This window comes from Cryobacterium zhongshanensis, from assembly GCF_022760445.1.
Classification (GTDB): domain Bacteria; phylum Actinomycetota; class Actinomycetes; order Actinomycetales; family Microbacteriaceae; genus Cryobacterium; species Cryobacterium algoricola.
In genome coordinates this window covers 1-26,126 of record NZ_JALGAR010000004.1, presented here as the reverse complement: position 1 = coordinate 26,126, position 26,126 = coordinate 1, and the positions used below count along the sequence as shown (strand labels likewise).

General features: G+C 68.7%; 20 protein-coding genes. 3 read left to right on the top strand and 17 right to left on the bottom strand.

All coding sequences use genetic code 11. The features are described 5' to 3' along the window. Window positions 1–8: 8 nt before the first annotated feature. Window positions 9–1,118, top strand: a complete 1,110-nt coding sequence (locus MQH31_RS14280) for a sensor histidine kinase (RefSeq protein ID WP_243012613.1) — start codon at window positions 9–11, stop codon at window positions 1,116–1,118. 18 nt (window positions 1,119–1,136) lie between these two features. Here the strand turns inward: MQH31_RS14280 and MQH31_RS14275 are convergent, their stop codons facing one another. The 3 genes from MQH31_RS14275 to MQH31_RS14265 are packed head-to-tail and all read right to left on the bottom strand — an operon-like array spanning window position 1,137 to window position 4,809. Next, complete coding sequence (locus MQH31_RS14275; RefSeq protein ID WP_243012612.1) at window positions 1,137–2,630, bottom strand: alpha-amylase family protein; 1,494 nt, start codon at window positions 2,628–2,630, stop codon at window positions 1,137–1,139. A gap of 42 nt (window positions 2,631–2,672) precedes the next feature. Beyond that, window positions 2,673–3,179, bottom strand: a complete 507-nt coding sequence (locus tag MQH31_RS14270) for a DUF1003 domain-containing protein (RefSeq protein WP_243012611.1) — start codon at window positions 3,177–3,179, stop codon at window positions 2,673–2,675. A 25-nt stretch (window positions 3,180–3,204) separates the two neighbouring features. Continuing rightward, window positions 3,205–4,809, bottom strand: coding sequence for an APC family permease (locus MQH31_RS14265; RefSeq protein ID WP_134534507.1), 1,605 nt, complete (start codon window positions 4,807–4,809; stop codon window positions 3,205–3,207). A 310-nt stretch (window positions 4,810–5,119) separates the two neighbouring features. Between MQH31_RS14265 and MQH31_RS14260 the strand changes: the two genes are divergently transcribed. After that, complete coding sequence (locus MQH31_RS14260; RefSeq protein WP_243012610.1) at window positions 5,120–8,185, top strand: cell wall-binding repeat-containing protein; 3,066 nt, start codon at window positions 5,120–5,122, stop codon at window positions 8,183–8,185. Between the two features lie 73 nt (window positions 8,186–8,258). On the opposite strand, the gene MQH31_RS14255 is transcribed toward MQH31_RS14260, so the two are convergent. The 14 genes from MQH31_RS14255 to MQH31_RS14190 all read right to left on the bottom strand — a co-directional run bounded on the left by MQH31_RS14255 (window position 8,259) and on the right by MQH31_RS14190 (window position 24,776). After that, complete coding sequence (locus MQH31_RS14255; RefSeq protein ID WP_243012609.1) at window positions 8,259–8,921, bottom strand: TetR/AcrR family transcriptional regulator; 663 nt, start codon at window positions 8,919–8,921, stop codon at window positions 8,259–8,261. Between the two features lie 89 nt (window positions 8,922–9,010). Continuing rightward, entirely contained in the window at window positions 9,011–10,801 is a 1,791-nt protein-coding gene (locus MQH31_RS14250) for a putative bifunctional diguanylate cyclase/phosphodiesterase (RefSeq protein ID WP_243012608.1), read from the bottom strand. After that, window positions 10,798–12,651 carry a hypothetical protein gene (locus MQH31_RS14245; protein WP_243012607.1) on the bottom strand — a complete coding sequence of 618 codons (1,854 nt, stop codon included), beginning with the start codon at window positions 12,649–12,651 and terminating at the stop codon, window positions 10,798–10,800. Before MQH31_RS14245 ends, MQH31_RS14250 begins: the two co-directional genes overlap by 4 nt. Next, the gene (locus MQH31_RS14240; RefSeq protein ID WP_243012606.1) at window positions 12,648–13,916 is read right to left on the bottom strand and encodes a hypothetical protein; all 1,269 of its coding nucleotides are present in this window, start codon (window positions 13,914–13,916) and stop codon (window positions 12,648–12,650) included. The genes MQH31_RS14245 and MQH31_RS14240 overlap by 4 nt, the downstream gene beginning before the upstream one ends. Beyond that, window positions 13,913–17,434, bottom strand: coding sequence for a putative glycosyltransferase family protein (locus tag MQH31_RS14235; protein WP_243012605.1), 3,522 nt, complete (start codon window positions 17,432–17,434; stop codon window positions 13,913–13,915). Before MQH31_RS14235 ends, MQH31_RS14240 begins: the two co-directional genes overlap by 4 nt. Beyond that, on the bottom strand, window positions 17,431–18,492 hold the full coding sequence (locus tag MQH31_RS14230; protein WP_134534500.1) for an endonuclease/exonuclease/phosphatase family protein: 1,062 nt from the start codon (window positions 18,490–18,492) through the stop codon (window positions 17,431–17,433). The genes MQH31_RS14235 and MQH31_RS14230 overlap by 4 nt, the downstream gene beginning before the upstream one ends. Then, window positions 18,489–18,878: a response regulator gene (locus MQH31_RS14225; protein WP_134534499.1), complete on the bottom strand. Its 390-nt coding sequence runs from the start codon at window positions 18,876–18,878 to the stop codon at window positions 18,489–18,491. Before MQH31_RS14225 ends, MQH31_RS14230 begins: the two co-directional genes overlap by 4 nt. Window positions 18,879–18,887: 9 nt before the next feature. Then, window positions 18,888–19,256, bottom strand: a complete 369-nt coding sequence (locus tag MQH31_RS14220) for an STAS domain-containing protein (RefSeq protein WP_243012604.1) — start codon at window positions 19,254–19,256, stop codon at window positions 18,888–18,890. Further along, entirely contained in the window at window positions 19,253–19,711 is a 459-nt protein-coding gene (locus tag MQH31_RS14215) for an ATP-binding protein (protein ID WP_166792600.1), read from the bottom strand. The genes MQH31_RS14220 and MQH31_RS14215 overlap by 4 nt, the downstream gene beginning before the upstream one ends. Beyond that, the gene (locus tag MQH31_RS14210) at window positions 19,695–21,107 is read right to left on the bottom strand and encodes a PP2C family protein-serine/threonine phosphatase (RefSeq protein WP_134534496.1); all 1,413 of its coding nucleotides are present in this window, start codon (window positions 21,105–21,107) and stop codon (window positions 19,695–19,697) included. The genes MQH31_RS14215 and MQH31_RS14210 overlap by 17 nt, the downstream gene beginning before the upstream one ends. Continuing rightward, entirely contained in the window at window positions 21,104–21,472 is a 369-nt protein-coding gene (locus tag MQH31_RS14205) for an STAS domain-containing protein (RefSeq protein ID WP_243012603.1), read from the bottom strand. Before MQH31_RS14205 ends, MQH31_RS14210 begins: the two co-directional genes overlap by 4 nt. 9 nt (window positions 21,473–21,481) lie before the next feature. Beyond that, the gene (locus MQH31_RS14200) at window positions 21,482–22,318 is read right to left on the bottom strand and encodes a dolichyl-phosphate beta-glucosyltransferase (RefSeq protein ID WP_243012602.1); all 837 of its coding nucleotides are present in this window, start codon (window positions 22,316–22,318) and stop codon (window positions 21,482–21,484) included. Then, window positions 22,315–23,592 (bottom strand): oligosaccharide flippase family protein, encoded by a 1,278-nt coding sequence (locus MQH31_RS14195; protein WP_134534493.1) that lies wholly within the window; start codon window positions 23,590–23,592, stop codon window positions 22,315–22,317. The genes MQH31_RS14200 and MQH31_RS14195 overlap by 4 nt, the downstream gene beginning before the upstream one ends. After that, window positions 23,589–24,776, bottom strand: a complete 1,188-nt coding sequence (locus MQH31_RS14190; protein WP_243012601.1) for a glycosyltransferase — start codon at window positions 24,774–24,776, stop codon at window positions 23,589–23,591. Before MQH31_RS14190 ends, MQH31_RS14195 begins: the two co-directional genes overlap by 4 nt. Window positions 24,777–25,097: 321 nt before the next feature. Here MQH31_RS14190 and MQH31_RS14185 point away from each other — a divergent pair. Next, the coding region (locus tag MQH31_RS14185) for a hypothetical protein (RefSeq protein WP_243012600.1) at window positions 25,098–26,126 on the top strand (1,029 nt) is incomplete at its 3' end.

Below are 26,126 nucleotides of genomic sequence, written 5' to 3'. Positions count from 1 at the left end.
GGGTTCTGTTGATCGTCACCGTCGCCATACTCGTGTGCATCACCGTCGGCTTCATCGTGGCTGCTCGGGAATTCACTCAATCCGATCTCTTGGCGATCGTTCTCTACGCGGGGCTCGCAGCCTTCGCGTGGAACCCGAACGCTGCAGCATTCGCGGTGATGTCTGTCTGTGCCGTCGGAGTGATCTTCCTCGGGAGCGGAGGCGATCTGCTCGAACTCGCTCTTGCCGCAGCACTTGTTTCTGCAACCTGTGTTCCACGCGTGCTCTTTGCTTACGCGGCGCTCCTGACCGTACTCACCGTGCACATCTCGGTCACCGGGTCGGCTCTTGCCGAAGGTGGACTCTACGGTGTCGTCGGTATCGCCGTGATTGCGCTCCTGGCCGGACTCACTTTTCGGATAGTGGCTGCTCGCGAGTCCATTCTTATCGCCGATCGTGGGCGGGTGATGACAGAACTGGGGCTGCTCGCACGTGAGGAACAGGAAAAGATCGCTGATGAATTGCACGATGGCATTGCGCACGACCTCACACTCGTACTCTTCCATGCCCGAGCTCTCCCTCTCCAACCGGATGAGCCCGCGCGGAACGTGTCGCTCACCACGATCGAGGAGTATGCGGAACGGGCCCTCGCGAATATTCAGTCCTTGCTGACACTGATCCGTGACGGGGAAACGTCACGGCACGGCGATGAGACCACCCGTTACCAGGGACGTCTGGTGGACGTGATCTCGTCGCTGGCGACCTTGCTGCGAAACGCCGGAATACCGACAATCGTGGCACTACCCGTTACGTCGTGCCCGCTTTCTCCAGCAGGCGAGCGCATGCTCACGGAGATCGCTATTGAGGCCGTGACAAACATCATCAAGCACGCGCCGACCTCAGGGTCAGCCCGCATAGACATCACCGATCGATCTGATGTCGTCGAGCTCATCGTGACAAATGCCGCCCCGTCCGGCGCCGCATCTCGGACCTGGTCAGGAGGCGGACGCGGCATGGTCCGGTCTCGCCAGCGCCTCGAGCAGCTCAGCGGACGCCTGGAGTCCGGTCCTACCCCCAACGGTTGGCTGCTGAAAGCCACGGTGCCTGTCGTACTCAACACCACGCATCCGTCCCGATAGTGTGGCCTCCCTCAGGCCTCAGGCCCCCGGCCTCCAGGCGGCGAGGGACTCGACCGTGTCGAGGACCTCGCTGCCGTCGGCATCCGCGAGCTGGATGCGGAAACTCGTCGCGCCTCGCGCGGTGCACACCGTCAGGACAGCGCGGGCGCTGCGGGCCGCATTCACCCAGCGCAACTCGAGAACGTCCCTGCCGTATGCCGACCAGGTGAACTGGCCGTCGAACGCGGGATGGGCGGAACGGAGCCGCACGAGGCCGAGCTGGGCGCGGGTCACCTCGCTCGCGAGCGCCTCCTCCGCCTCGGCGGCAGAATAGCGGTGCCGGTTCACGTCGCGTCCGTTCCCGGTCTCGGCGAAGAGCTCCCGGTCGTCGAGCCCGCCGAGCAGACCGACGTAGTAGGTCTGCGGGCGTCCGGGCAGGAAGTGCTGCACGGCGCGTGCGACGAGGTAGGCGACGACGTCACCGCCGAGCGTGCTGAAGAACGTCGCGTTGATCTGGTGCGGGAGCGTCGCCCATTCCGGTACGACAGAGGCGACGGATGAGTGTCCGTGCGTGGCTTCCGCCGCTCGCGCGAACACCTCCGCCATTTCCACCTCGCTCAGCAGCCCCGGCCGCCCTCCGGCGGGCCCGGCGTCGATCACACCGATGCCGTCGTGGGTGTCGAGCACCGTGACCGCGTTGGCCGGGCGGATCTCGAACCAGTCGGCGAGGCGGTCGACCGTGCCGGTGCCGAGGGAGTGCAACAGGAGCGGCGCGAGCGCGAAGTCGTAGACCCAGTCGACGAGGGGCGCGATCGCGAGCTGCTCGGTGTAGTGCCCGTGCACCTCGACGAGCACCGCCAGGTTCTCCGTGCGGGCGAGGTCCCCGATGACCTCGACGAAGGCGAGCGTCTCCGGGGTCATGAAACTGTCGGTTCCCGGGGTCTTCACGGCGTAGCCGACCGCGTCGAGCCGCACCGTCGTGACGCCGCCGGCGGCGAGCACGCGGAGCACCCGGCGCAGGTAGGCGATGGCGACAGGGTGGGCGACGTCGAGGTCGATCTGGCTCGGCAGGAACGTCGTCCAGACGAGGTGTCGGGAGCCGTCGGCCCCACGGTACCCCGTGAAGGGCAGCCCCGGCCGGGGCCGGTAGAACGCAGTGAGCTCTGCCTCGGTCGCGCCGTGGGGGAAGACGGTTCCATAGGTGAGGAACATGCCGTCCCAGGGCGATTCCGCGCCGCGCGCGAGCCAGTCGGTGAATTCCACCGAGGACGCCGAGACATGATTGACGACGAGGTCGGCGGTCAGTCCGCGGCTGCCGGCCAGGTCCCGCACCTCGGGCCAGCCGCCGAGGCGGGGATCGACCGCGGTGTGGTCGACCGGGTCGAAGCCGGCATCCGCCCCATCGAACGGGACGTAGAACGGCAGAACGTGCACGCTGCCGAAGGCCTGCAGCGGCCCGTCGAGGAGCGCGGTCAGCGCGGGGAACGTACCGCCGATGCGGTCGGCGTAGACGAGGAGTTCAACGTCGGTCATGGTGGTATGCCTTCCCTAGAGCCGCCACCCTACGCCGCGAGGTCAACTCGTGGGTGAACCGAGGTGACCCGTGGCGACCGTGGCGGTGTCCGCGGTCGTTCCGACGGCCGGGGTGACTCCGACGATGTGAGCGTGAATCTCCTTGGTGAGCTCGTGCACGCGCCGGGTGAGCTCGGTGTTGGTGAGCAGCTCCTGGTCGCTCATCTTGAAGTCGTGATCCGCCTTCGCCTGCTGGAAACCGGCCTGGCGGTTCTGGCCGATCATCACGAACGTCGAGAGGAAGATGGCCTCGAGTGACACCACGAGGGTCAGGGTCGGCCAGGGGCTCGGTTCGAAGAACAGCATCCACGCGGCGAAGACGACGGCATGCAGGTACACGAACCGCATCGAACCGGCGAAGGCGGTGACGGCATCCGCGATGCGCAGTTGCACGCTCGCGGCACGTCGCTTCGCCTCTGCGAGCACGATCGGGTGGTGGTCGCCGCTGGTCAGGATGTGCTTCGGGAGGACGGACGACAGGTGCGGGGTAGCCGCGGTACTGGTGCTCATGCCCCGAGGCTACCCGGCGCGGCTGTTACTCGGGAACGACCAGTGCGGGGGTGTCCTGGCGCAGGGTCTCCCCGCGGAAGAAGCTCGGCCGGGCCAGGAAGGTGAGGCCCATCACGGCGAGCCCGAGCACGAGGAGCCCGACGCCGATCACGAAGACCAGTCCCACGCCGAAGAGCTCGGAGCCGCTGCCGAAGTCGGGGCTCCACGCGCTTACGGCCGTCTGCACGAACACGATCGTGAGGATCAGGCCGCCGGCCGCCGGCACCAGGAGGCGCATGAAGAAATTGCGCACGCTCGAGAAGAGGCTCTGGCGGAAGTACCAGACGCACGCGAAGGAGGTGAGCGCGTAGTAGAAGCAGATCATCAGCCCGAGCGACTGGATGGTGTCGTTGAGCACGTTGACGCTGATGAGCGTCATGACGGCGTAGAACCCGGCGGCGATGGACCCGGCCGCGATCGTGGCGAAGCCGGGCGAGCCGAAGCGCTTGCTGACGCCGGCGAACTGGGGCGGGAGCGCGTGGTAGTGCGCCATCGACAGCAGGGTGCGGGCCGGGGAGGCCATCGTCGACTGCAGCGAGGACGCGGAGCTCGCCAGAACGGCCATCGACATCAGGATGGCGATGGGCCCCATCACGGGTCCGGCGATCGCTGCGAAGATGTTGCCCTGGTTGTCCGGGTTGCTCAGGCCGATTCCCTCTGTCCCGACACCGGACACCATCATGGTGGCCACGATGAGCACGAGGTAGAGGCCGAGCACGACGAGAGCGGTGAGGGTTCCCGCCTTTCCCGCCGTGCCCTTCTTTCCCTTCGTCTCCTCGTTCACGGTGAGGCAGACATCCCAGCCCCAGTAGACGAAGATCGCGAGGGAGATCCCGGCGGCGAACTGGCTGAAGCTGCCGACCTGGGTCGGGTCGAACCAGGACCAGTCGAAGGCGAGCGCGGTCGTGGATGCTCCGTTGGTCGCGTTGACGACGGCGGAGACGCTGAAGATGAGCAGGACCAGGATCTGGAAACCGACCATGCTGTACTGCACGAGTTTGGTGGCGTGCAGGCCGCGGTAGCTCACCCAGACGGCGAGGGCGACGAAGGCGAGGCAGGTGACGATGTTGATGCCGGTATTGTCGGCGAGCGCAGCGAGGTCCGGGTTGGCGAAGACCTCCCCGAGGAACACATAGAAGAAGCTGACGGCAACGCCGGCGAGGCTCGAGAGCACGATGATGTTGGCCGCGAGCATCCCCCAGCCGCTCATCCAGCCGACGAACGGCCCGAAGGCCTTGGTGGTCCAGGTGAACGATGTGCCACTGTCCGGGGAATCGGCATTGAGTTCCCGGTAGGCGAGCGCGACGAGGATCATCGGGATGAACGCGACGATGAAAACGGCCGGCAGTTGCTTGCCGACCTCGGCCACGGTCGCTCCGAGCGAGCTCGTGAGGCTGTACGCGGGGGCGACAGAGGAGATGCCGAGCACGACGACGGCGAGCAGGCCGAGCTGGCCGCCCTTGAGGCCCTTCTTGGTGATGCCGTGCTTGCTGCCGGCCTCGTCATGCGTCGTGGCGCTGTGCACGAGGTGGATGTCGGTGAACGGCTGCGATGAGGTCGGTGCCGACCCTCGCGTGGACTGTTCCGTCATGTGTGGTCCCTTTCCTCGGGCCGGGCGCATCGATGCGCGAACGGCCCGTTCGGGTACTGCGGTGTATCCGATGGACTAAATGAATTGAGTTCGTTTATTCTGGGGGTGCATCGGGCCGATTGCAAGCACTTAGCGCAGATTCACCGGCAGACGCGGGCGCCGCGCGTGTGGTTAACCGCATACTTGCGTGGTAATTCGCAGGTAAACCGCCTTTTTTGGGCGCACCTGTTGTTCGGCTGCGATTCGCTCAGCACACTTAGCGCGGGTGCTGGGATTCCAGGATCACTCACGATTCACGAGGAGTTCCTCCATGACCGGATCTTCGCTCGCTCCCGCACGCGTGCTCACGGCGATCGCCGTCCTCGCCACCGTCGCCCTGGGCATCCCCCTGGGTGCGACCTCGGCGCGGGCCGCGGTCACGGACCCGCCGACCGTCGTCAGCCTGACGTTCGATGACGGCAACGCCGACCAGCTCGCCGCGGTGGCCACTCTGGATCAGTTCGGAATGAAGGGCACCTTCTTCATCACGACCGGCTTCATCGACAACCCCGGTTGGTTGACCAGGTCAGACCTGACGACCATGGCCGCCGCCGGTCACGAGATCGCCGGCCACACGGTCACCCACCCCGATCTCATCACCCTGACCGCCGACGAAGCGACCCGGCAGGTCTGCCAGGGCCGGGCGACCCTCGCCGACTGGGGCTTCCCGACGAGAAGTTTCGCCTACCCCTTCGCAACGACGGATGCCGCGACCGAGGCGATCGTCCAAGCCTGCGGTTTCAACAGCGCCCGCGGCCTCGGCGACATCGACACCCGGTTCGGCTGCACGGGCTGCGGATTCGCCGAAACCCTTCCGCCGGCCGACCCCTTTCTCACCCGCGCCCCGGACGAGGTCGACACGACCTGGACCCTCGCGGACCTCGAGAACACGGTCACGAACGCCGAGACGGCGGGCGGGGGCTGGGTGCAGCTCACCTTCCACCACGTCTGCGCAGGCACCTGTGACGCGCTCTCGGTCGATCCGGCGATCTTCGCCCAGTTCGCCGCCTGGCTCTCCCTGAGAGCAGCCTCCAACAACACCACGGTCAAGACCGTCGGAGACGTCATCGGCGGCGCCGTCAAGCCGGTGGTTCCCGTGGCGACGACGTCGACCGCGGCCCCCGGCCCCGGCGTGAACGGAGTCGTCAACCCGAGCCTCGAGACCGCGGGCACCAACGGCCTCCCGCAGTGCTGGGCGGTCGGCGGTTTCGGCACCAACACCGCGAGCTTCAGCACGGTCTCCACCGCACACACCGGCACCAGGGCCGAGCAACTGGTCGTGAGCAACCTCGTCAGCGGCGACTCCAAACTCATCCTCACCCAGGACCTGGGCGCGTGCGCCCCCACGGTCACCCCTGGCCACACCTACTCGCTCCGCGCCTGGTACACCTCGACGGTCACGACCCAGTTCGACGTCTACCTGCGCAACGCGATCGGCAGCTGGAGCTACTGGACGTCGAGCCCGTACTTCCCGGCCGGCACCGACTATGCCCAAGCGCTCTACACGACGGCAGCCATCCCGGCGGGCACGACCGGCCTAAGCTTCGGCCTCAACCTGATCCTCAACGGAACCCTCGTGACCGACGACTACGCCCTCTACGACAGCGTCGGCGCCCCGGGAATCCTGGTGCCTGCCACCCCGACCGTGACGGGTTCCGCCGTCGTCGGCGGCACCCTGACCGCGGATCCCGGCGCCTGGTCGCCGGCCGACACCGCCTTCGCCTATCAGTGGCTGGCAGGAGGGGTCGAGATCGCGGGCTCTACGTCCGCCACGTACTCGCCCGTCGCAGGTGACCTGGGCAAGGCCCTGTCCGTGCGCGTCACCGGATCGGCCTCCGGCTATCTGCCGCCCGCCGCCGCGGTGACTTCGGCACCGACAGCGGTCGTCGTCGCCGGCGCACTCGGCGTCGGCACTCCGGCGATCACGGGGACGGCCGCCGTCGGCGCACTGTTGACCGCGACACCGGGCGCCTGGACTCCGGCCGGGCTGAGCCTCGCGTATCAGTGGCTCGCGAACGGCACGCCCATCGCGGACGCCACCTCCGCCGGCTACACGCCGGTCGCAGCGGATGCCGGCGCGACGCTGACCGTCCGGGTCACCGGAACGGCAACCGGCTACCAGTCCGCGTCAGCGGTCTCGGCGCCCACCGGCGCGGTCGCGACCGGCGGGATCGGAACGGCGACACCGGTGATTTCCGGAATGGCTTCGGTCGGCGCGCTCCTGACCGCGAGCCCGGGAACCTGGACGCCCGCCGGGGTGAGCTTCGCCTACCAGTGGCTCGCGAACGGCACTCCCATCGTGGGGGCTACCGCCGCGGGGTACACCCCGGTCGCCGCGGATGCCGGCAAGGCCCTCACCGTCCGGGTCACCGGAACCGCTCCCGGCTATCAGTCGGCGTCAGCGGTCTCGGCGCCCACAGCCCCGGTCTCCCTCTCGACGGTCACCCGGATCGCGGGAACCGACCCGTACTCGACGGCGATATCCGTCTCCCAGGGCTTCGCGCCCGGAGTCTCCCGCGTCTATCTCGTCAGTGGCACGAGCTTCGCCGACGCCCTCAGCGCCGGGCCCGCCGCTGCGCACTTCGGCGGCCCCGTGCTCCTGACCACGCTCACGGCGCTTCCGGCCGGGGTCAGGGCCGAACTGGTCCGGCTGCACCCGGGCAAGATCGTCATCGTCGGCGGAACCGCAAGCGTCTCCGCGGCGGTCGCGGCCCAGCTCGTGGGCATCGCCCCCGTCGCACGGCTCGCCGGTGCCGACCGGTACGCCACCTCCCGCCTCGTGGCAGCGGATGCCTTCGGCAGCCTCGCGGCGACGGCCTACGTCGCGACCGGCGCCGACTACCCCGGAGCGCTCGCGGCAGCATCCGCCGCCGCCCGGGCGGGAGCACCGGTCGTTCTCGTGCCGGCCGGCGGCTTCCTGCCCGACCTCGCGACGGCCGGACTGCTCCGTGCGCTGCACACCAAGACCGTGAAGATTGTGGGCGGGACGGCCGACGTGACGGGCCTCACCGAGTTCTGGCTGAAGCTGCAACTCGGCGGCGCCTCGGTGAGCAGGTACGGCGGCGCAGATCGCTACGCGACGAACGCGGCGCTCAACCTGAACGCCTTCACGTCCGCGACGACTGTGTACCTCGCGAGCGGCACGAGCTACCAGGACGCCCTGGTCGGCTCGGCGCTCGCCGGGGCGAAGTCGGCGCCGCTGTATCTCACGCCCGCGACGTGTGTGCCGCGGGCGACGCTTGCCGCGATCACCCGCCTCGGCGCGACCCGGGTGGTTCTGATCGGGACGGCGACCGCGCTCACGGGCGACGTGGCGGCACTCAAGCCCTGCGCCTGAGCGGTCGCCCCAAGGTGCGCACGACCGGTGGCACCCGCGGCACCGTGCACAGCGCGACAAGCCGGGTGGATGCTCAGGGTCGGCGCAGGCGGCCGATCCGGTCAACGAGGGCCTCCAGCCCGAACTCGAACGCGACATCCGCCCGCGCCTTGCCCTGAATCTGCTCCCCCTGCCGCACCGCCGCGCTGAAGATCGGGCTCGACTCGGCGAGCGCACCGGTCTCGAAGATGTCAGCAGGGGCCGCTACATCGAACGCCGAGCCGAAGATGAACGACTCGAGGGCGACGATCGAGGGCACGATCTGTGCCGTAGGCACCCGGGCGGAGGCTAGTCCGGCCGCGACGGTCTCGTACATGCGCAGGGTCTGCGGGGCGCCCGTCACCGGGAGCACCGCCATGATCGAGATCAACGGAACGTGCGTCGCGAAGATGTCACGGTACGACCAGGCCCAGCGGCGCAGGGCCGTGTCCCACGGTTCTGCGCCGAAGCCGGCCACATCGACCATCGTCATCACGTGGTCCTGCAACCACTGCAGCACGACCTGCTTCGATGCCGCGTGGTTGTACAGCGCGGACGGAGCGACTCCGAGGCTCCTGGCCAGGCCGGACATCGTGAAGCTCTCGTAGCCGGTCGCCCCGATCAGCCGGAGGGCCGCAGCGGTGATGCGCGGTCTTGTCAGAACCGTCTCAAGCGGCCTTCCGGCCCTGCGGTGACCGGCGTCGTCTGCGTCGCTCATCGGGCTCTTCTCTCGGTGGGCAGTCTCGGTGGATGGCGTCGTTACAGTACATCACCCTGGTGCCAGATCACCCTGTCGACGACACGGCGTCAGAACTCATTGTCACGCAGGACCTGGACGAGTTCGCCGTAGCGGATCGGCCGGGAGTAGAGGAAGCCCTGCGCGAAATAACAGCCGCGTTCGACCAGCCACTGTGCCTGTACCGGTGTTTCCACCCCCTCGGCGACGATCCCGAGCGACAGGGCAGTTGCGAGGCCGATCGCGAGGTCGATGACAGGGGCCTCCGTCGCGAGGGAGTCGATCGCGGACACGAATTGGCGGTCGATCTTGACGACATCCACGCGGGTTCGGGTCAGGCGTTCGAGACTGGAGAATCCCGTGCCGAAGTCGTCCATCGAGATCAGGGCACCGGAGCCGCGCAACTGCGCAATGTTCACGGCGACCTCCTCCGACCCCGATCCGAAGTCCGACTCCGTCGCTTCGATCCTGAGCAGCGACACGCGCAGGCCCGCCGCCGTGCACAGGGCGATCACTCGCTCGGCATAGCCGGCCGTGGAGAGCTCCCTGGCCGAGGCATTGATGGCGACGGCGACCTCCGAGCGGCCGGTAGGCAAGCCCCGGTTCCAGCCGGCCGCCGCGGCGATCGCCTGACCGAGCACCCAGTCGCCCAGAATCATGATCGATCCGCTGGCCTCGCACAGCGGGATGAACTCGACGGGAGAGATCGCACCCCTGGTCGGGTGGTGCCAGCGGGCGAGGGCCTCAACCCCGACGATGGCTCCCGTTCGCATGTCGACGCAGGGTTGGTACACCACGAAGATCTCACCGGTCTCGATGCCATGACGCACCTCGATGGGCGACGCGTAGTAGCCGCCGTGGACGGTGATTCGGCCGAGGCCGCCGCGCTTGGCCTCGTAGAGGGCGGCGCCGGCCCGGCCGAACAGTTCAGAGGCGGACTCGTCCCCCTCGTGCTGGGCGATACCGGCCGAGAACCCCCGGACGGTGGACCGCGCCTTCCGGAGCAGGCCCCGGACCTCGTCCGCGGTGCTCCCGGAGATCAGGACGGCGAAGGCGTCCCCCTCGATCCGGCCGAAGACGGCGTCGGCGGGGAGGAGCGAGGCGAGATCGGTCGCGAACTCGCCGAGGGCGTCATCACCGGCATCCGCCCCGAAGCGCTGGTTGACGAGGGCGAACTCGTCGATGTCGAGGCGGGCGAGGGTGAGCGGTACGCCTGTTCGTGCGTTCGCGCGGGCATCCTGCACGGTGGTCGCGGTCGCTCGCTCGAAGCCGCCGAAATTGAGGATGCCGGTGAGCCAGTCCGTGTCGAATGCGGACGCACTGCGCACGAACCAGGTGAGCACCGAGGTGGTCACAACGGCGAGGAGACCGGTCAACGCGACGTCGCCTGCCTGCGCTCCCGGCTGCCACGCCGTTGCAGCGATGCCGAGGGGGATAACGACGAGGGGATACCAGAGCATCGCGCGGGACCGGATGACCGCGAAGGCGAGCAGGATCGTGACACCGAGGCCTCCGGAGAACGTGGATGCGATGGGAGTGCCGGTGGTCGCCACAACGCTCGCGACGGCGAGGGCGATGAGCCCGCAGAGGATGACGTGACGCAGCGGGAGCGTGATGCGCCTCCGAAGAACGAGGATGGCGAATCCGCCGACCAGGAGGGCGGAGGCGACACTCCGAAGGGTCGTGAGCCCGACAGACCCCAGGCTGGCGACCTCCCGGAGGGTATAGACCGCGACGGTCGTTCCCGTGAGCAGAGCGATTCCGCCGAGCAACAGGGCCACGGACCGGGAGGTGTCGAACAGGTCGGGACGGAAGCCGAGATTGCGCCCACGACGTGGGCGAGGGCGGCGCGTGGTCGTCATTCGGGTGTGTCCCCTGGGTGCTTGTGCAGCTCCGTCGTCGGGGAGTCCGCTGACCCCGGTTTCTGCGGCATGCGCGTGCGCCGAAGGCGACGGGCCCACAGCAGCGCCCCGGCGGCGGCGAGCAGGACCGCGACCACCAGGATCCAGAATTTCGAGGTGGCGTAGTCGAGCACGCCCGCTGCCGGAATCGTGGTGAGGGGGGCGCCGGCCTCGAAGAGCGCGGCGGCGGGCTTGGCAGAGCCGTCTGTGCGGAGCAGCCCACCGGCATCCGTTTTCGTGTCGGTCAAGGTCGCCACGCTGAGGTGGGACAGCCCGGCCCGCTCCGCGGCCAGGAGGACCCGGGCGACGTCGGAGGCCTGTCGGGTCTCGGTCTTCGGCAGGGGTCCCCAGCCGCCCTCGGTGCTGAGCCCGGTCACCGTCAGCAGCATGGCCCGGTCGGGGAGCGCGGTGCGCACAGCCTCGATCGCTGCGGTCGGGTCGCCGCCGCCGGTCAGGTGCAGGGACACGGCGTCGACCAGGCCCGCCATCGAGGGATCGGCCGCGGCCGTGCTCGTCGCCCAGGAGATGGTCTGCGGCGTGCCCGGGTCGAGCTCCCGCAGGGTGGCACCGATGTGCAGGAGGAACGCGCGGATCTCGGCGGGGCTCGGAGACCCGATCGTGCGCTGCTCCGGCCGGTCGGCGAGGTCCCAGAGGGCGAGGGCCGGTTGGCCGCGCACCGCGGTCGCGATGGCCGTGAGGTGGGCGTCGGCAGCGAGCCAGTTCGCTGGGGTGAGGTCCGGGAAGCCGTCGAAGAGGACGAGCTGGACCCGCAGTCCGTGCCGGTCAGCCTGCTCGAGCAACGTGATCAGGCCCGTGATGGCGTCATCGGTGGGTGTCGCGCCGCCCAGCTCGGTGTACGGGAGCGGAACCCGGATGGTGTCGAAACCGAGAGCCCGCAGGCGGGCGAAGTCGGTCCCCAGAGTGGCCGGGGCGAGCAGGGTCGGTGCGGGTGCGGGTGCGGGTGCGGGTGCGGGTGTGGGAGTGACGGAGGGCGCAGGGGTCAGGGTCGCACCGGGAGTCGGAGTCGGCGTGGCTGTCGCCTTGACGGCGACCGGCACAACGGGCGCCCAGCCGGCCGGCCGGTATTCGGTGGCCAGGCTCGCCGGGATGGCGCGGGGGGTCGTCGCCGCGGCGCCGGTGATCGCGGTCGCACCGGCGGCATCCGTCGTCAGTGTGGCGGTGTCGCTCCCTGCGGAGCGCCGAAGCTGGCGGATGCGCCAGAACCCGTCCTCGAGCACCATCACGACGTCATAGCTCTCGTGGCTGAGCAGAACCGTCTCGCTCACCCCGGTGCCGACCGTGCGTGCGATGTTCGCACCCCCGTCGTGGAACGCGACGGTGGCGCCGTCGAGGGCGTAGAACTCGAGCTCGAGGGAGTGGCGCAGGTCCCAGGTCGCGCTCGGGCCGGTGCGCGGCAGCTCGAGCACCGCCCGCCTGGCCGCACCGCTGAAGGTGTCTATGACGGCAGGCCGCTCGCCCGTGGACTGGAAGCGCCCGATCGCCGCCCAGGCCCGGATATAGCTGGCTGCGATCATCATCCGCGTCGCCGGCTCGAGGACACGTTCGCGCTGCCACGCATCCGGCAGCCAGGTGACGAGCTGGCTCGCGTTGACCGGCACCGTCGCGACTTCGTGAAGTCCGGACGAGACCTTGGCCCCCGTCGAACTCTGCAGGGTGATCTGCCCGCTGAGCACGAGGAACCCCATGGTCGCGGCGATGAGGCCGAGGCCGAGAAGCGCGGCGATCAGCCGTTTGATACGGCTGCGCCGGAAGTTCCGCGCTGTGCGGAACGGGAGCCTGGGCCTCGTCATCGAAGCGTCTCCACGTCTTCTGCTCCGAGCACCGAGACGGTGACGGTGACCGGACTGACGAGCGGCCTGGTCGCGACGAGGATGTCGAGCAGCCCGTCCACGAGACCGGCGCTCGCGAAGCCGGCCTCGCCGTCGGCGTCGGCCACGGAGACGCGGGCCGTCGTGCCATCCGGTACGAAGGTGCCGCCAAAGCGGTTGACCGGGCCGATGCTCACGAAGACGCCGGCGTCGACGAGGCGTGCACTCATCTTCACTATGCCGACGGTGGCCGCGAACGGCAGCGTGAGGGCGCTCGCCGAGTGTACGCCGCGGCAGAACCCGGTGATCTGGAACGCGCCGGGCATCGCCGGCGCCTGCAGCGAGAGCTGGGCGACGCCCGAGATCGTGGCCGCGGTCGTGCGCCCCGCGCCCTCAGGGCCCGTCCATTCCACCGTGACCTGGGTGCCGTCCGGCTCGACATTGCCGTAGCGATCCCGCAGCACGGATGTCCGGATCGGGACGAGCGTCTGGCCGTCGGCCCCGGCCTTTGCGGCAAGCACGGGCTCGACGGGTTCGAGGTAGAAGGGCAGCGGCGGCCCGGCGACTTCGTCGAGGCTGACGCTTGGCCCGGTGACGGGGCCGGTGGCGACCCAGACCAGGCCTCGACCGGCGAGGGTGCCCGAATAGAGTTCCTGGAACGCGAGCAGGTGCGACACGACCGCTCCGCTCGAACTCTGCACTCCGACGGGGTTCTCGCGGGAGACCAGCACCGGTGAACCCTCCGCGATGGAATTGCCCCAGGCATCGACCGGGATCGTGACGACCATGGACATGTCTGCGGCGTCGGCCACGATGGAGCGGGCGCCGACGACAGCCTGCACAGGGCCGACCGCATCCCCGGGGGTGAGTTCGGCCGTCCCCCGCCCGATCGAGCCTGCGGAACTCGCCACGAGTGTGACGGACCCTGCGCTGCGGGTCAGGGCGACGGGAAGCCGGAATTCCGCCGTGCCGTCCCTGCTCACGGCGGTGAGCACGAGCTGGCCGAGGGAACCGACCGCGAGGAGCTGCACCGGGGCGCCGTCGGCGGCCCCTGCGACGGTCACCGGAAGCTCCACGCCGGCGGGCGCGGTCGGCGCAACCTGCAACACGAGGGCGGCCGCGGCGTCCTGGTCGGCTCGCGCGTCCGCGCGGAAGCCGGTGCCGGATTCCGTCGCGAGCCCGATCGCCAGGCCGAGGGAAAGGGCGACCATCATGCCGGCGGTGCGGCGCGTGCCCGGCCGCGTCACGGCTGGCTCGCTCTGGCGTATGTCGTCGCCGTGAGGGACAGCCCGGAAAAGCCCGTGTCGGCGGGCAGGGCGATCGAGGCGGCGAGCGCGGACACCGGCGGAGAGTGGGCAGGTCCGGCGTAGCCGGTCGTCGCCACCCCGGAGGCCGCTATCGGGGTGCTCGACGCGAGCGGAATGCGGAAATCGCTGACCGATTGCGGAGCGATGCTGTGCTCGAGATAGGCGTGGTCGACCCACGCCAGGCTGCCGTCCGCTGCTGTATAGGACACCAGGAGGTGCGGAACGGCGGCTTCGACCGTGCCGTCATTGCGCAGCTCGCCGACAACGGCGTAGCCGTCGGCGGCCGAGCCGGTGAGCCGCAGGTGCTGCACCTGAAGGCCGCGCGCGCTCGCCCGTGGGGTCACAACGGCGCGCGCGTAGACGGCCACCGACGACACCTTCGCGCCGGCGGCGAGCACGAAGGGCGTGATCGTCTGCGGGTCGAACTCGACAGGGCCGCGAATATTGGAGGACGTGGCCGGTGCTGCGACGGTGACGCTTGTCGCAGAGGGGGGCGTTACCGCCGTCGTGTTCTTCAGGCCGCCGTCGGCTTCGAGGCCGTAGTCGCCGGTGCCGGCGATGCTCTGGAACTCGATGCGGAAGGGGCTCGTCGCTCCGGGCAGCAGCTTGTGAACGAGTACCTGGGAGGCGTCCCAGCTGGCGAGCAGCGCGCCGTCCGGATCGCGCAGCTGTGCTTCGACGGTGACGTCTGCGGGGTCGACGTCGGTGTTCGTCACCTCGCCGATCACGACCCAGCGACCATTCACGAGCAGGGAGCTGACGTTGCCGAGGGTCAGTTCCGGCCGGTCGAGCACATCCATCGTGGAGGTCCCGTCCGAGCTGAGCGCGCGACGACCCTGCGAGAGGAAGCCGACGGCGGGTCGGCTGGTGAACTGGTCGGGCGGAGATGTCGCGTCTGCGGCGGGCAGGTCGATGAACCATCCGGTCGGCTCCTGGATCAGGGTCACGGGCGAGGTCACCCGATAGGACTGCAGGGAGGTGAGGTAATCGAGGGTTGCGGTCATCACCTGTCTGCCCGGCGTGCTCGAGGCCGGCACTGCGGTGACGGATGCGAGCTTCGCGAAGGAAGCGACAAGGCCTCCGTCCCTGCCGAGTTCCTGCTGGTACACCGTGTAGTCCGGCCGGGTCGAGGGGTCGAGCAGGGCGTATGCGGCGGCGAAGCGGCGGAAATCGAGGTGTCCGTAGTAGTCCTCGACCACTTCGGCAGCCGTGGGCTGTCGCGGTTTCGCCACCGCGAGGGCGCCGCCGGCAGCGACAAGGACGAGCATCACGGTCACGACGGCGGCCTGCCAGCGGCGGCGGCGCTTCCGCACCCGGGCGCGTGCCCGCGTGCGCAGGCGCGGAAGCGCCGCACCCCAGGGCAGCCAGCCGCCGGCCGGGGGCGCGGGCTCCTCGGTGTGCGGGATGCGGTCGCTCGCCCTGGCGAGGGCGGCGTCGAGGGTGCCGACCGCTCGGGTCACCGGGCTCGTGAGCCTCTTCAGTGCGGAGCGCACGAGGTGGGCGACCGCGCGGGGCGGGCGTGACAGCATCCGTCGCAGCCTGGCCGGCACGAGACGGCGCGCGACGGCGCCGACGCCGGGCGCCCGCGTGGGCGCTCCGATCAACGACCACACCATGAGCATGAGCGCGAGGGCGATGGACGCGGGCGGGATCAGTCCCCACCACAGGCGCTCCCAGAGCGGCGCCTGATGCGAGACCTCGTTCGTCGGTAGCGGGGCAACGTCGGAGCGCTCCCAGATTTCGATGCCGTTCTCGAGGGGACCCAGGTCGGTCCACCCGCTCGCGTCGAGTAGCGGGGAGTAGAAGGCGTCATTGCTGAAGACGTATTTGAGCGAGTACCGGCCGGGCACCGCGAGGAACTGTTGCAGGCTCCCGATCCCGGGCACACCCGAGTACTTTGCGCCCTCGAGGCGCTCGATCGGCCGGGACGTCAGCTCGGGCAGCTGCCGGGCGGAGTGATAGTCGCCGTCGACGGTGCCGGCCGTCATATTGGCGCCGAGCCACGCCATCTGGTCGCCGAATCCCAGCGTGAGGTATCGCCACTGGGAGTGCTGGTCCTTGTCCATGAAGGTGGTGATCGGGGTGACGTCGATCGGGGCCGGCTGGAATGCCCGGTATTGCGTGAGGTTCGCCGCATAGAGGGTCGTTGTGAGGTGTGCGGCGAGCAGGAGGGCCGGCAGGACCACCGAAAGCGTCCGTCCGACATGCGCGAGGAGCCACGCTCGGATCGAACCGTTCGTGACGCTCGATATGAACTGCCCGACGAGCGGCAGGATGGAGATGGTCGCCCAGAAGGTGAAGCGGTCGAGCGTGAGAATGTCGTACGCGCCGCCCAGGAGGATCTTGGGGAACGGTGTGGTGCCGCCGGTGCCGAGGAACGCGAGCACGCCGAGCGAGAGGGTGAGCGGCCACGCCTTGCCCGCCATGCCGCGAATCAATGCGTATGGCAGCACGAGCAGCGTCGTGCCCCACGGGACCAGCCAGAAGACCAGGCCGGCATTGACATTGACCAGGAAATTGTCGCGGCTGGCGTGCGGGATGGAGACCTGGGTGATCGGGTCGCTCTTGGAGTACAGCCAGTACGGCAGGACGACGCAGAGCAGGGCCGTGACCACCAGCGCACCGAGGATCCCGGTCCGCACCAGGGAAGGCATCACCCGGCGAATCCGACGGGCGATCAACGGCCAGAGCAGCCGGAAACTGAACCGGGGCGGGTGTCCGTCCTTTTCGCCGGCGAGCGGGGTGCGCACGGCGAACACGAGTGCCCCGAGCAGCACGGGCCCGAGGAAGAAGAGCGATCCGAACAGGGTCGTCACGTGGTGACAGGCCGTGGTGGCCATGATACAGCCGACCCCGGCGAGGAGGGCCTTCCGGTTGCCCGTGCGCACCCAGGTATTCGCGAAAGGCAGCCCGTTGAGTAGGAACCCGAGAGAGAGCGTGGTGGGAAGCTGGCCGAAGACGTGCACGGTTTCGGCGATGGACGACGCCAGCACGAGGGCGATGGCCGCCCAGCCGGCTGAGGTGCGGTTGACCCAGATCCCGCTCCAGCGGTAGACCCCGATGGTGAGGTTCAGGAGGGCGAAGACCTGAACGACCACGAAGCCGGGGCGCAACCCGATGATCTTGCTCAGGGCCGCGATCAGGAAGTGGCCGCCCGGCGGGTAGCTCAGGGTGGAGAACCCGGTGTACCAGCGGGTGTCCCAGCTCGAGAACCAGTCTCTGGCGTAGTGGTCGGCGAAGAAGATGTGCACGTAGGCGTCGTACGTGCGCTGGTAGCTTCCGGCAAGCAGCAAAGAGCCGTGGAACACGAGCACGAGGATGAGCGCGATGAAGAGCAGGCGGTGACGGCGCACGAAGCCCTTGCGCGAGCGCCCGTCCGGCGCTTCTTCCGGCCGGTGTACCTTCGCCTTCTCCGCCGCCGGCACGGGGACCGGGGCCGGCTCCGCGACCAGGGTCATGGCGTCGGGGTTTTCAGCGACGAAGGACCCTGCGGCTGCGGAAGGGCGAGGTCGACAACGAGCCGGCGGTGGTCGCTCCCCGCGCTCATCTGGTCGGTCACGGCGACGACCGTGACCTGCTGGCTCACGAGCACGTGGTCGATCCGCATCAGCGGCGGTACGAGGCCGTCCCAGCGCGGCCAGGTCGCCCCGAAACCGCGGCCGGACTCCATAAAAGCGTCCCGCAGCCCGGTGGCGACGAGCCGGCGCAGCGGCCCATGGTCGAGGGTCGCGTTGAAATCGCCCGCGAGGATGAGGGTGCCGGTGTCACGTGCCGCGATCCGGGCCAGCTCGGCGTACTGTCCCCGCCAGAGCACGGTGTTCTCAACGGTGACGGGCGCCACCGCGTGCACATCGATGACCCGTACGAGCCCCGCGGGGGTGCGGATGCGCGCCTCGAGCATCGGGGACCCGGCCACGTCGATCGGGCCGCCGTCTTCGATCGGCAGACGGGAGAAGATCGCCGAGCCCTGGTATCCGGGCAGGGCGTCGAGCAGCCGTTCCGGGTAGGCCGCCCAGAGCGGCGAGGCCGCGAGCGTGGCGAGGTGTTCGGGGGTGACCTCTTCGAGTACGATCACGTCGGCATCCGTCGCAACGAGCTCGCCGGCGAGCGAGGCGAGCTCGGTGTTGTCGAGGAGGACGTTGGCGCTCACGATCCGGAGCGGAGTGGCGCCGACGGGTGCCGTGCGCGGGCCGTTCCAGCCGATGGCCGGGACGAGCAGGGTGGCCTGCGCGACCGCGAGGGCAAGCGCAACCGTGCCGAGGGCGAGCGGCCATCGGAGGGGGGCCGCGCCGTCGGAACGTCTGCGGGCCCGCCGTACGGCCACGATTCCCGCGCACGCGAGCAGAGGGTACGCCGGGAGGAGCAGCCATGCCGCGATCCCTTGCACCCCGATCAGCAGCGGTTCGGTTTCACTGGAGAGCGCCCGGGCCAGGGCGATCGCGGTCATGCCGCCTGCCGCCAGCCAGCCGAGGCCGCACGCAGTCCGGGTCAGGGCACGCGTGACGCCGCGAGTCACCGGTCCCTTTGGCGCGGCAGGATCGCCGCGAGGCACTCGGAGAGCGCGCGGGAGCTGATCGGCTTGATCAGGTGCCCATCGATCATGCTCGCGAGGTCGAGTCCGACGGAGGAGTGCTCCACGATGCCGGTTACGAGCACGAAGAGCGGGCGAGCCGGCGTCGGTGGCAGCGCGTCCAGGAGGTCGACACCGGTGCCGCCCGGCATGGAGAAGTCGGAGAAGATCGCCGTGAAGGTGCCCGATCGGGCGAGCGCGATCGCCGGGGCGACATCGTCTGCCTCGGTGACGTCCCAGCCCGCCCTGCGCAACATGTGGGAGAGCACGAGGCGGGACACTGTTTCATCGTCGACGACCAGGGCGGTCTTCGACAGGGGTTCGGCGTTCATGGGGCGTCCTCAGTCGTTCTGCTGCTGCGGCAGCATCCGGAAGATCTGGTCGAACTGGGTGAGCCGGAACACCCGCATCGCATTGTCCGAGTCCGGACGCACGAGCGCAACGTCGCCGCCGTGCGCCCGGCAGGTACGCCGCTGCCAGACGAGCACGGCCAGGCCGGCACTGTCCACGAAATCGACGGCGGCGAGGTCGAACACGATCTGGGGGCATCCGGCCACGTCGGATTCGTCGAGCCTGGCGCGCAGGTCGGGCGCGGCGACAGCGTCGAGTCGACCGCCGAGCGTCACGATGGAGAGTCCCGCTGCCGGCGTCGCGACGCCGACCGTGAGGCCAGTGTGACGAGATGTGTGGAAGGTGTCTGGGTCGATCATGGCTGGTGCTCATTTCCGGTCTGCTGAGGGTCGGCCGGCGCGGTGCGGTTGACACGAAGGGTCCATCGGTTCCCGGCGTCGAGCCGGCGGTAGTCGAGATCGTCGACGAGTTTGCGGACGAGCATGAGGCCGTATCCGCGTTCCTGGGGGACCCCGGCAACAGGGATCCTGACCCCGGTGGGGTCGAAGGGCCGGCCGGGATCGGACACGCAGATCTCGACGGCGGAATCGGTGATTCCCGCGGTGAAGCGGATCTCCGCGGCGACCGGCAAGCCGGCGTGGTCGATGATGTTCATCGCGACCTCGTGTACGGCCAGTTCCAGGCGTGCGGCGATCGCGCCGGCCTCATCGTCGGGGAGTTCGCCGAGCACCCCGTGCAGCCACGGACCGATCTTGCGGACCATCGCGGTGGTGCCCTCGATGACGAGGTCGATCGGGTCAGCTGTCGCGGTCATGAATCGCCTCCACTGCTCGGAGGATGACGAGGGTGCGGTCATCGGAGGGCGGGATCCCATCCGCGTGCGTTTCCACGGCATCCAGAATATGGTGTCCGAGCCGCTCGGCGGACTCTTCCGGGAGTTCGGCACAGAGTTCGGCCAGGCGGTCGTAGCCGAGCATCACCCCGCCGGAGTCCTCCTGTTCGGCGAGTCCGTCGGAACCGAGCACCAGCGCGTCGTTCCGCTGCAGGTCGAAGCGCACTGTCCGACCCCGTGGCTCGGGCAATACGCCGAGCGGCGGCATGGACGCCGGGATCAGCGTGACGGTGCCGCCCAGCACGAGCATCACCGGGGAATGGCCGGCGTTGCACACGTGCAGGGCGCCCGAGCTGGGCCGGTATGTGCCGAGGGCGACGGTGATGAACAGGCCGACATCGTCGAGATAGTCGTAGAGTTCGATACCCATCGCCCGCATCGCCCCCGCAGGATCGTCTGCGTCGTGGGTGAGGAAGGCCACCCGGGCGGCGCTGACGGCGCGCGTCATCACCATCGCCGCGGGAAGACCCTTTCCAGCGACGTCGCCCACGGTGAACCACAGCACGTCGCCCACCACGGCGAAGGCGAAGAAGTCCCCGCCGGCGAGGCTCGCCGGAGTGGTGTGGGAGAACACCTCGACCCCGGAGAGGGTCGGCGCCGGCTGGGAGAAGACCGCCTGGGCAAGGCTTGATGCGACCTGGTGCTCGCGCTCGAACGTGGCGCGCTTGATCTCCTGGAGATGCAGCCGGGTGAGCGTGAACTGCATGTCGGTGGCGGCAACGGCCGCCCTGACGAGGCGCAGGTCGCCCGTGCTGTAGACCGGTCCGTTCGTCCTGACGAATGCGAGGGCGCGGATGCCTCCACTCTGGTCGCTGAGGGGTGCGATCACGGCGTTCCCCTGGCCGACGAGCCTCGGCTCCGGGTCGTCCGTTCCCTTCGTCGCCTCGCGGATGACCGCCGTGAGCTCGGGCGAGTCCGCGGACCGGCCTCCCGTGGTGTGCACCAGGCGATCGTCGACCATCGCGACGAGGTCCGACGCGGTCAGCGCCCTGGCTTGCTCGAGCAGGTCGTCAATGGCCTCGGACCTGCCGAGGGTGCTCAGGTTCACCTGGGTGAGCGCCCGAAGGGCACTCAGATGGTCCTGGCTTGTGATCAGGGCTTCCGTGACGTCGTCCTGCGCAGAGTAGATCCCGTGGATCGCGCGGCGGATGGCGTTGGCTGCGTCGATGGCATCGGGGGCCGTATCCCCGGAGACGGTCCAGTCGGAACCGGGTGACCGGTGGATCTCTCCGGCCCCTGCCGCCACCAGCAAACGTTCGAGAGCGGCGTCGGCGAGGTCGCTCTCGATCAGGTGGGTTTCGGTGGAAGCCGGCGTCATGATGTGGTCGTGGTCGTGGTCGTGGTCGTGGTCGTGGTCGTGGTCGTGGTCGGGTCCGTCCGGGACTCCAGGGTGAACACCTGCTGGAGTTCGGTCAGCTCGAGAATGATCCGGACGGGGTCTGAGACGTTCACGAGAATGACTTCGCCGCCGACCGCCTTGGCTGCCTTCTGGGAGCGCAACATCTCGGCGAGGGCGCTCGAGTCGACGAACACGACGTTCGAGAGGTCGAGTCGCAGGGTTGCGCTACCCGGGCCGATCAGAAGGTCCACGACCTTGCGGAAGTCCCCGATTTCGTGGGCGTCGAAACGACCGGCAAGGCTGACGGTCGTGTGGCCGATTCCGGATTCGGTGCGTATTCTCATCGTGGTTTCCTATTTGATCGATGCGACGGATGCGGGGGAGGAGGCGCGCGAGACCGGCGAATGGCCGGTGACGGTATACCCGCCGCGCAGATCGTGGACCTTGATCTTGACGAGGTCCGCAACGAACTGCAGGCTCACCTTGGCGGCGTCGACTGTGGAGCCTGGCGCGTCGATCCATTCGACGGGGACTTCGGCCGTGCTCAGCCCGAGACGTCCGGCGAGGTAGATCACCTCGAGATCGAAGGAGAAGCCGTCGACGACCTGGAGGTTGAACAGCGACCGGGCCGCCGGGGCCGTGAAGAGCTTGAAGCCGCACTGCGTGTCGGCGATCTCGATGCCGAACCCGACGGAGACCACGAGGTGAAGGCCCCGGCTCAGGACCTTGCGCAGGGCGCTCTTGCCGCTCACTGCGGCGCCTGCGGCCGCGCGGGAGCCGACGACGACGTCGTAGCCGGCATCGATCTTCTCCATCAGCCGGTCGAATTGCTCGATCGGCGTCGACTGGTCCGCATCCGCGAACAGGATGAATTCGCCGCGGGCCGCGAGGATTCCCCGGCGGACGGCGTCGCCCTTGCCCGTGTTCTTGGCTGCGACGAGCACGGTCATGTTCGGAAAGCGGAGGTCCTGCAGGAGGGATACCGTCGTGTCCGTCGAGCCGTCATCGGCGATGATCAATTCCCAGGGCTCGCCCCTCGAACACATGTGGGTGGCGATAGCACCGACGGTCGGCAGGATCCGCCATTCCTCGTTGTAGGCGGGGATCACAACGGAGACGCGCGGCGGCACCGTCGACTTCTCGGTGACCCACCTGCGGTACGCCTGGTAGGTGCTGGTCTCCGCGCTCATCTGGGCAGCCCTTCTTCGGTGGGGATATAGGGAGAGGATCTGGTGAGAAGGTGCCGGGCGACCATCACGCCGAGCAGGAGCACCATCGCCACGAATTGCACGATGATCAGTTGCGCGGTCGACTCGTGCCAGACCAGCAGCAGCATGAGCTGCACGAGCGAGGCTCCGAGCAGCAGCCACGATTGGGTGTTCCGTCCCTGCGACAGCTCGTGGCTGGCCACGAGGTTCGCGATGGCGAAGAGGGTCGTCATCCCCGCGTATGCGGCGAGGGGCGCAGCAAGGTCACCATAGGCCGGGCCGAGGATGAAGCCCAGCACGGGGCCGCCGAGGAGTAGAGCACCGAGTGTGCACGCCGCACCGATTCCGGCGACGGCCGCGATGCCGCCGGTCAGGAGCGACCCGGTGTCACCACCGCTCGCGTGGCGTCGCGCCACGACCGGGAACACGACGGTCGCGACCGACCACGCCAGGAAGAACACCGCCCGGCCGACGAGGGCTATCGCGGCATAGATCCCGGCGGCATCGGGGGAAAAGAATGCCTTTGCAACGAGGACGTCGCTGTTGTTGGCGATGATCTGACCGAGCAGGAGCACGGACACCAGGACCGCGTAGCCGCGCACCGCGACCAGGTCGGGGGCGACCCCGGTCCGCCCTGGTCCGGTCCTGGCGAGCAGTTTCACGGCGAGCCAGGTCGCGACGAACGATGCAGTGAGACCGACGGTCGCGCCGTTGACGCCGAAGCCGAGCGCCACGAGGGCCACGCCACAGCCGAGACGCACGACCATCTCCACCACGAAGGACGTGGCGAGGCCGGGGAAGCGCAGCCGCCCCTGCATCACGCCCCGGCCGACAGACTGCACGAGGTAGAACGGCATCCCGGCGCCGAGGATGACGAATGGCCAGAATGAGGCGGTGTGGAATACCTGCGACCAGAGTGCACTCCCTCCCGCGAGGACCAACCCGGTCAGGATCCCGGCGCCGAGCGCATAGCCGCGCAGGGTGCGGGCGAGCCGGTCGGAGCGGTCCGGCTGGCCCGACTCGTCATAGATCCCGACGAACCGGGCCGCCACGAGCTGCAGGCAGAGCGCGATCGAGGTGATCGTGAGCATGAGCGTCACCATCAGATTGGCATCCGAGAACTCGGCAGGTGTCAGTACCCGGCCAAGGAACAGGTTGAGCACATAATTCCCGGCATTGGCCACGATCATGGCCACCGCAAGAGCGGTTCCGCCACCCACCAGGGAGGGGCGTGTAGAGGAAGATTCCTTCGTCATCGCATGGTCCGCCTGTCGATCAGGCGCTGGATGTGGATCAGGTGCCAGTGCACGACCTCGGACATCGGGATGCCCGAGGCGGCCGCGAAATTGCGGCGGCCGAGGGACACCCGCTGTTCGGGGTCGTCGAGCACCTCGGCAAGGGCGTCGGCGAGGCTGGTCGCGTCGCCCGGTTCGAAGTAGACGCCGAGGAAGCCCTCTTCTTCGATGATGTCGACCAGGTCGCCGATGCGGGGCAGCACGGCGGCGCGACCGTACTCGCCGGCCTGGTGCAGCACACCCGAACTCCCGGTCGTCGACGTGTATGGGAAGGCGACGACGGTCGCTGAGGAGAAAAGCGGCGCCACCTCCTCCTCCGCGACATAGCCCGTGAAGACGAGGTCGGGCAGGTCGGAGAAGCGTTCAGCGACCGACTGCATGTAGCCGGCGGAATTCGGGCTGTCCGTGCCCGCGAGTACGAGTTCGAGGTCTCCGTACCCGCGGTCGAGGAGCTCCTGGTATGCCTCGACGAGCACGTCGACGGTCTTGTACGTGCCCCACTTTCCGAACGCGAGGATGCGCCGGCGTCCGGCCGGTACGCCGAAAGACGGGAGGGCGACCTCCTCGAAACTCCCGTGCGGTGCGAGGAGGGCGTTCGTCGCGCCATAGCTCTCCTGCAGGTATTCGACATAGCGCGGGATGGTCAGCGCCACGAGGTCCGCGCGAAGCAGGGCGCGGGTGAGGATGCGTCCCGCGAACTTCATCAGGCGCGCCGTCGCCGCGGAGCCTGCGAAGCCGGCATCCTGCATGTCGACGTTGTCCGCGAGGTTGTGCAGCACGACGATGGTCGGCACCCGGAACATCCGGAGCACCGCCGGAATCAGCAGGCCGAGTGCTCCGGGGATGCGCTTGTCCCCGAACGTGGCGAACTGGAGGTTGAACAGCACGGCGTCCGGGCGCGTGCGCCGGATCGTCCGGGTGAGTCGCACGATGTTCGCGACGCTGTTGAAGGTCCAGCTCGGGTACACCGTCACGCCGTCGAGGGGGGAGGGAGTGCCGGCATCCGTCACGTCGGCGTACAGCAGAACCTCTGCGACCTCGGCCTGCCGGGCGAGGTGTTTGACGAGGTGGAAGCCGAACTCGTTCAGGCTGTTGCGGCCGGGGGGAAATGCCGTGACGACACCGACCCGCAGTTTCCCGCTCATCGGGCCGGTACCGGGCCCGACGACGTTGGAGCGTCTGGGTTCATGCGTACCCCCTGTGGATCGTGAAAACCGGAACGGCGCTCGCCGGCGGTCGCGTTGTACTCAATTGCCTGCCCAACGAGCTCGGAACCGAGCACATCTCGTGGTGAAACCGGGCACTGCGCCACCTGACTTGCTCCTGTGTTTGCGCGGCATCTTCGGGGGTACCGTGCAGAGACAGTATGACGTATCCTCAGGGTAATTTGTATGCAAATCTGGTCGATCCGGAATGTGCACATACCTACCCGTTTCCTCGTTCGACCAAGAAGAGAGGCCCCAGACATGGGACCTGACCGCACCGGCTCCGACCCGTCGCGCTCGTCGCCGCGCGACGCGTTCGTGATGCCTCGACTGATGCTTGTTGTCTTCGTCGCGGTGAGCCTGGGAATCGCCGCCTATGCCTGGGCAACCGTGGCCACCAGCGTGGCCGAACGTCCGGTCTGGGTTGACTACGCGTACTACCTCGGCCTGGAATTCGCGGTGGCGGGCCTGGTGCTGGCTCGCGTCATTCTCGTGAAGGCCGAACGGCTCGCCTGGGCGTTGCTCGGCGCGGCGATGCTGTGCATCGCCGCGGCCGACACGGTCGAGTCGATTCTCTTCCCGCCGCGGGCTCCCCACGCGGCTTCCCTGACGGCCATCATTTTCTTCGCCCTCTTCCTGGTGTTGTCGGTGTCGTTCCTGCTCGTTCTGATGCGGCGACGGCTGAACCCGACGTCGGCGACAGTGTGGCTGGACGGTGTCATTGCCGGCCTCGGGCTCGTGGCGGTTGCGGCGGCGGTCCTGTTCCGACCGGTGTCGGACATCGTCCTGGACGATATCCTGGGCCTCGCCTACCCGGTCTCGCCTCTCATCCTCGTGGCCCTGCTCGTGTGCGCCCTCACCGTCTACGGCCGACGCCCGAGCCGGGCGTGGTACCTCCTGGTCATCGCTTTCCTGGGCTTCGCGCTGGCCAACACCTTCCTGGTCGCCGGCGTCGCCGACGGCAGCTATGTCCGGGGCGGAATCGTCGATGTCGCGTGGCCCATTGTCGGCGTCCTGCTCGGTCTTGCCGCATGGAGCCCGGGCGTCTCGGCCCTGCCCGACCGAGCGAGCGCCACGCTCGCTCTCGCCGCACCCGCGATTTTCAGCATCGGCGCACTCGGCGTGATCGTCGTGAACGAGTTCGTGCCGCTCGCCTCGCTTGCCGTCTTCGTCTCGTTCTGCACTCTGTTGGTCGGTGCGGTGCGCCTGGTGCTCGCGGTGCGGGATGCGGATCGGTTGCGGGTGCGGCAGGTGGAGTTGAATGTGAGTCTGGGGTTGGCTCGGGATGCG